Consider the following 1,078-nt stretch of genomic DNA (forward strand, 5'->3'; position numbering starts at 1 on the left):
CACCAGAAGCGAGAACAGAAGCGGCGTCTTCCCGCGGAACTCCAGGCGACCGAACGCGTACCCGGCGAGGCTCCCGACGAGGAGCACGAACACCGTCACCGTGAACGCGTAAAACAGGCTGTTGAACATGAACCGCGCGAACGGGACCTGCCGGAACACCTGAACGAACACGGACAGGTCTATGCTCGCCGGAACGAGCGGGATGTCGGGCTGTCCGGGCGGCGCCATCGCGACGTTGAACAGCCAGTACAACGGGAACAGCGACGTGGTCAACAGGACGCCGCCGAGGAACACTAACATCACGGCGTACGCCTTCTCCGGGTTCCTGATCCAGTCGTCCGCCCACCGCGCGACGCGGGACTTGTTCTCCCCGTCGTCACCGGTGTCGTCGCCCGATCCGTCGAACGTTTCCGCGTCGTCGTGGTTGCGTGCGTCGATGCTCATGTCAGGCTAACCCCAGGCTCTGGTTGCTTTGTCGGATGAACAGGAGGTACACCATGATGAACAGCCCCACGACGATGGCGATGAGTACGCTCACGGCGGCCGCGGACCCGTACAGCGTCGCGGAGCCGAACATCAGTTGGGTGACGAGACAGGTCAGAGGTCGATTCGATGATGCCGTACACCCGCAGCGCGCCCATCGTCCGGAACAGCATCGCGACCATCAACACCGGGAACACCAGCGGGAACGTGATGTAGCGGAACCGCTGCCACCGGGAGGCGCCCATCACGTCGGCCACCTCGTAGAGGTCCTGGTTGACGCTCTCCAAGCCCGCGAGGATCAGCAGGGCCATGAACGCCGAGGTCTTCCAGATGTCCGCGACCGTCACGATGACGAAGCTGTCGAACGTCGTGTTGAGGGGAAGCGAAGAGAAGATCCCGAGCTGCTGAAGCGGCTCGGTCAACAGCCCGTAACCGGGTCGGAACAGCAGGAAGAAGATCATCCCCTGGATGACGATGGGGATCGCCCACGGCAGGATGATGAGCAACCGAACGAGCCGCCGCCCCTTGTACTCGGCTTTCATCAGCATGGCGTAGAGGAAGCCGAGCAGCGTCTCGCCCGTGACGCTCAACACGG

General features: G+C 63.1%; 1 protein-coding gene and 1 pseudogene. Both read right to left on the reverse strand.

The window, feature by feature from the left end; genetic code table 11:
* Positions 1-444: pseudogene (locus EXE44_RS17000) on the reverse strand (carbohydrate ABC transporter permease); the annotation flags it as partial.
* Positions 441-1,078, reverse strand: a 638-nt coding sequence (locus tag EXE44_RS17005; protein WP_199241255.1) for a carbohydrate ABC transporter permease, incomplete at its 5' end; no start/stop codon positions are given. The pseudogene EXE44_RS17000 and the gene EXE44_RS17005, both read right to left, overlap by 4 nt.

It is taken from the genome of Halorubrum sp. SS7, from assembly GCF_005435055.1.
GTDB lineage: Archaea > Halobacteriota > Halobacteria > Halobacteriales > Haloferacaceae > Halorubrum > Halorubrum salinarum.